The sequence below is a fragment of the Bacteroides sp. 2201st1_D9_2201SCRN_220225 genome (genome assembly GCF_040928965.1).
Classification (GTDB): Bacteria; Bacteroidota; Bacteroidia; order Bacteroidales; family Bacteroidaceae; genus Bacteroides; species Bacteroides stercoris.
This window is the reverse complement of sequence record NZ_JBCODG010000134.1, coordinates 1-4200: the sequence shown is the minus strand read 5'-3', so window position 1 is coordinate 4200 and position 4200 is coordinate 1. Positions and strand designations below refer to the sequence as shown.

At 47.7% G+C, this 4200-nt stretch carries 5 protein-coding genes and 1 pseudogene; 1 reads left to right on the top strand and 5 read right to left on the bottom strand.

What is annotated here, in order from left to right; genetic code table 11:
- The 5 genes and pseudogenes from AB5903_RS21875 to rpmH form a co-directional block, all read right to left on the bottom strand.
- A pseudogene (locus tag AB5903_RS21875) lies at positions 1 to 116 on the bottom strand (acyltransferase); the annotation flags it as partial.
- 92 nt (positions 117 to 208) lie between these two features.
- Positions 209 to 1183, bottom strand: a complete 975-nt coding sequence (locus AB5903_RS21870; protein WP_195658360.1) for a D-alanine--D-alanine ligase — start codon at positions 1181 to 1183, stop codon at positions 209 to 211.
- On the bottom strand, positions 1180 to 2250 hold the full coding sequence (locus AB5903_RS21865; RefSeq protein ID WP_016661151.1) for an RluA family pseudouridine synthase: 1071 nt from the start codon (positions 2248 to 2250) through the stop codon (positions 1180 to 1182). Before AB5903_RS21865 ends, AB5903_RS21870 begins: the two co-directional genes overlap by 4 nt.
- A gap of 53 nt (positions 2251 to 2303) precedes the next feature.
- Entirely contained in the window at positions 2304 to 2957 is a 654-nt protein-coding gene (locus AB5903_RS21860) for a PASTA domain-containing protein (RefSeq protein ID WP_195658359.1), read from the bottom strand.
- 221 nt (positions 2958 to 3178) lie between these two features.
- The gene (gene rpmH / locus AB5903_RS21855) at positions 3179 to 3340 is read right to left on the bottom strand and encodes a 50S ribosomal protein L34 (protein ID WP_004292199.1); all 162 of its coding nucleotides are present in this window, start codon (positions 3338 to 3340) and stop codon (positions 3179 to 3181) included.
- Positions 3341 to 3529: 189 nt separating this feature from the next.
- On the opposite strand from rpmH, the gene efp reads away from it, so the two are divergent.
- Positions 3530 to 4096, top strand: coding sequence for an elongation factor P (efp, locus tag AB5903_RS21850; RefSeq protein WP_005656303.1), 567 nt, complete (start codon positions 3530 to 3532; stop codon positions 4094 to 4096).
- Positions 4097 to 4200: the final 104 nt, after the last annotated feature.

Genomic DNA, 4200 nt, shown 5'->3' with positions numbered 1-4200 from the left:
GGGACACCCGGCATAACGGCGCAAGCCACTTGTTGGAACGCCGGGTCAGCAATCAATTCCTCAAAAACCTGAGGTAATTCTTCGTCATGATAAGGGCGGATTTCTTCAAATTCCATGATATGCAATTTTAAATTTTAAACAATAAGTATTTGGTTTCAAGACTAACAAGCGGGCATCTGATAGCCGGTTGATACCTAATAGTTAATATCTAAAATTGGTTTTCTATTATATCTGTCATCACATCTTTAATATCCAGGTTCGCCGCGCGCACCTGCTGCGGGATAAAACTGGTGGCAGTCATACCCGGAGTGGTGTTCACTTCCAGCAGATTTATCTTTTCTCCTTCGGTAATGATATAGTCGACGCGGATAATTCCGGAAGCACCGAGAATGTCGTAAATGGCGGAAGTGAGTTTCTGTACGCGGTCGCGCAGTTCATCGGGGATGCGCGCCGGAGTTATCTCGTCCGACTCACCGTTATATTTGGCTTTATAGTCAAAATACTCGTTATGCGACACCACCTCCGTAATAGGAAATACCACCGACTTCTCTTTGGTTTTGTAGCAGCCGCAGGTAATCTCCATACCGTCCATAAAAGCCTCTACCAAAACTTCTTTGGCTTCAGCAAAAGCCTTTGCAATGGCGGGTTGTATCTGTTCCTTCACATTCACCTTCGTCACACCGAAGCTGGAACCGCCCAAGCTGGGTTTGATAAAACAAGGCAAGCCTATCTTCCCGATTACATCTTCATCGGAAACCGACTGTCCCTGACGAAGCAGCAAGGAATCGGCAATGCGCACGCCGAACGCCTTCAGATACTGGTTGCAGGCAAACTTGTCATACGTCAGTGCGGCGGCAAGTACCCCACAACAGGAATAAGGGATGTGAAGCATATCGAAATACCCCTGCAGGCGTCCGTCTTCTCCCGGAGTACCGTGGATAGTGATATAGGCGAAGTCGAACACTACCTTCGCACCGTCCAGCCGGAAGCTGAAGTCGTTGCGGTCTACCGGAGTCTTCGTTTCGTCGGGGAGCTGCACGTGCCAGTCGGTCCCGCGCATCTCCACAATATATAATGTGTATCTCTCCTTGTCGATGAAGGAGTAGATTCCTTGTGCACTGCGTAAGGAGACCTCAAATTCGGAAGTGTCTCCTCCGCATACAATAGCGATTGTGCGTTTCATTCTAATTCTCTATTACTAATATAGCCTCTCCACTTATCGAGCAGCCGGTTCATGTCGTCCGGCAGCTCCGAGGTAAAGTACATTTCTTCTCCGGTAACGGGATGCACAAACCCCAGCGTCATGGCGTGCAACGCCTGCCGCGGACAAATATCGAAGCAATTGTTTACAAACTGTTTGTATTTGGCAAAATGAGTTCCTTTCAGAATCTCATGACCGCCGTAGCGTTCATCGTTAAAGAGAATATGCCCGATGTGTTTCATGTGTACACGGATCTGGTGGGTACGACCCGTTTCGAGCACACACTCCACGAGTGTCACATACCCCAGGCGCTCCAGCACACGGTAGTGGGTAACGGCATGCTTGCCCTGGTCGTCCGGAAGGACGGTCATCTGCATACGGTCTTTGGGATTACGGCCTACGTTACCGACGATTGTGCCTTCGTCCTGTTCCACATTTCCCCAGACAAGGGCGCGGTAACGGCGTTTGGTGGTCTTGTTAAAGAACTGAAGACCGAGATTGGTCTTGGCATCCGGTGTCTTGGCAATTACCAGCAAGCCGGATGTATCTTTGTCGATACGGTGCACAAGCCCCACATGCGGGTCGTTGGCATCATAATCGGGAATATCTTTCATGTGCCAGGCAATGGCATTGACAAGCGTGCCGCGGTAGTTCCCGTGTCCGGGGTGCACCACCAGCCCTGCCGGTTTGTTGACTACCATCAGGTACTTGTCCTCATACACTATATCCAGGGGAATATCTTCGGGAATAACCTCGTTCTCATAGCGGGGACGGTCCATCATCACCGTTATCACATCCAGAGGCTTCACCTTGTAACTGCTCTTCACCGGTTTGCCGTTCGCCATCACAAATCCGGCATCGGCAGCTTTCTGTATACGGTTGCGCGAGGCATTGGTCAGGCGGTCGAACAGATACTTGTCCACACGCACCATCTCCTGCCCCTTGTCCACTACTACGCGGAAGTGCTCGTAAAGCTGCGACTCGTCACCTACAGGTTCTATATCGTCCAGTACATCATTCTCTATGTCGTCCGGTAACTCTTCGATCATCGTTTGTCCTTTTTACGGATTAAAGACACTTTCACTCTCGCACACCTTTAACATCAAAACCAGGATTCATCGGCAGCAGAACCTTCGGAAACGGCTTCGTCCGAGTTCCCCATGCTTTCGTCCGCAGACAAAGAATCGCCTTCCAGCACTTCCCTGTTACCATCGCCTACCATTAAAGTCAGCGTTGCACCCATAGGCACTTTATCACCGATAGCGAGCATACGCTCACGGTACTTCACGCCGTACACCCAATCCTTTTCGCCGGGCACATATTGGATGTCGTTCAACTTGAAGCCCGAAGCCAGGATACGCGCCTCCGCCTGACGCAGGGAACTGTTGTCCGCCACATCGGGAACGACTTGCAAAGGTATATTGATGGCATTGATTGTCAGATAAATGATACGTCCCTCCTTCACCTTCTGCCCGGCAGCCGGATTATAGTCCAGGATGCAGCCGGCAGGTTTATCCTTGACATACGTGGAGTCGGAAACGATACAAGCCAGTCCCCGGCTGTCAAACACCGCTCCGGCCTCCGCCACCGTCATGCCTTTCACATCGGGCACTACCACAGCCTCGCCGTGATGGGTATATATATCGATTCCTTTTAATGTTCCGAACATCAACAACACTACCACGGCAATCATTGCCAGGATGTTTATCCAGAAGTATTTGTTCTGCCGGAAAGAAAAAAATTCCTTTATAGTCATAATCACTACAATTTGATGCAAAGATAATGCAAACCGAGAGCAGAATAAAATGAACCCGTTCATTTTTTATGCCGGGGTGCAGTTTATCTTCGCTTTTGATGCAAAGATAATGCAATTTAGGCGCATTGCAATGATGTTTTCTTGAAAGTTTCACAAAAGAAAAGCCGCAAAACACTGTTACCAGTCCTTTGCGGCTCTCTTATCTCTATTAAAAGGAATGATTATGCCTTCACTCCGTTGTATTCGTCAGAAACAGTCAGTTTCTTTCTGCCTTTGGCACGACGTGCGGCTAATACTCTACGACCATTAGCTGTAGCCATTCTCTCACGGAATCCGTGTTTGTTTTTTCTCTTTCTGTTAGAAGGTTGAAATGTTCTTTTCATTACTGTATCTTGTTTTATGTTATTATTCTACGTAATCGGGCTGCAAAAATAGAGACTTTTTCTAAAATAACCAAGAGATAACTCTTTTTATCTCAAAACTTTTTGTGTTTTTTACCGATTTCCATTACTTTTGCACTCGCAAATTGAGCGAAACATCTTAATAAATAACAATAATAAAGACTATAAAGTATGATTAATGCCCAAGACATTAAAATCGGAACTTGCATCCGCATGGACGGCAAGCTTTATTTCTGCATCGACTTCCTGCATGTGAAGCCGGGAAAAGGTAATACTTTCATGCGTACCAAGCTGAAAGATGTAGTCAACGGCTATGTGCTGGAACGCCGCTTCAACATCGGTGAAAAGCTGGAAGACGTACGCGTAGAACGCCGTCCGCACCAATATCTCTATCACGACGGTGACAACTACCAGTTTATGAACCAGGAAACTTTCGACCAGATTCCCATCGCCCACGACCTGATTAACGGTGTGGACTTCCTGCTCGAAGGAATGGTTGTAGACGTTGTGTCCGATGCTTCTACCGAAACCGTTCTGTATGCTGACGTACCCGTGAAGGTTCAGATGAAGATTACTTACACCGAACCGGGTCTGAAAGGCGATACGGCTACCAACACGCTGAAACCTGCAACCGTAGAATCCGGCGCAACCGTACGTGTACCGTTGTTCATCAACGAAGGCGAGACTATCGAAATTGACACTCGCGACGGTTCTTACGTAAGCCGCGTAAAAGCATAAGAGGAATCATTTCTCTTAAGAATATTAAAAGAAGGTGTGTCAAAATGCACACCTTCATTATTTTACGTACAAAGCCCCGACTTTCACAAGCTGGGGCTTTGTTA

Bases quoted from the DNA above. Each gene is read 5' to 3' on its own strand.
- AB5903_RS21870 (WP_195658360.1), bottom strand. From the start codon at position 1,183: ATGAAACGCACAATCGCTATTGTATGCGGAGGAGACACTTCCGAATTT.
- AB5903_RS21865 (WP_016661151.1), bottom strand. From the start codon at position 2,250: ATGATCGAAGAGTTACCGGACGACATAGAGAATGATGTACTGGACGAT.
- AB5903_RS21860 (WP_195658359.1), bottom strand. From the start codon at position 2,957: ATGACTATAAAGGAATTTTTTTCTTTCCGGCAGAACAAATACTTCTGG.
- rpmH (WP_004292199.1), bottom strand. From the start codon at position 3,340: ATGAAAAGAACATTTCAACCTTCTAACAGAAAGAGAAAAAACAAACAC.
- efp (WP_005656303.1), top strand. From the start codon at position 3,530: ATGATTAATGCCCAAGACATTAAAATCGGAACTTGCATCCGCATGGAC.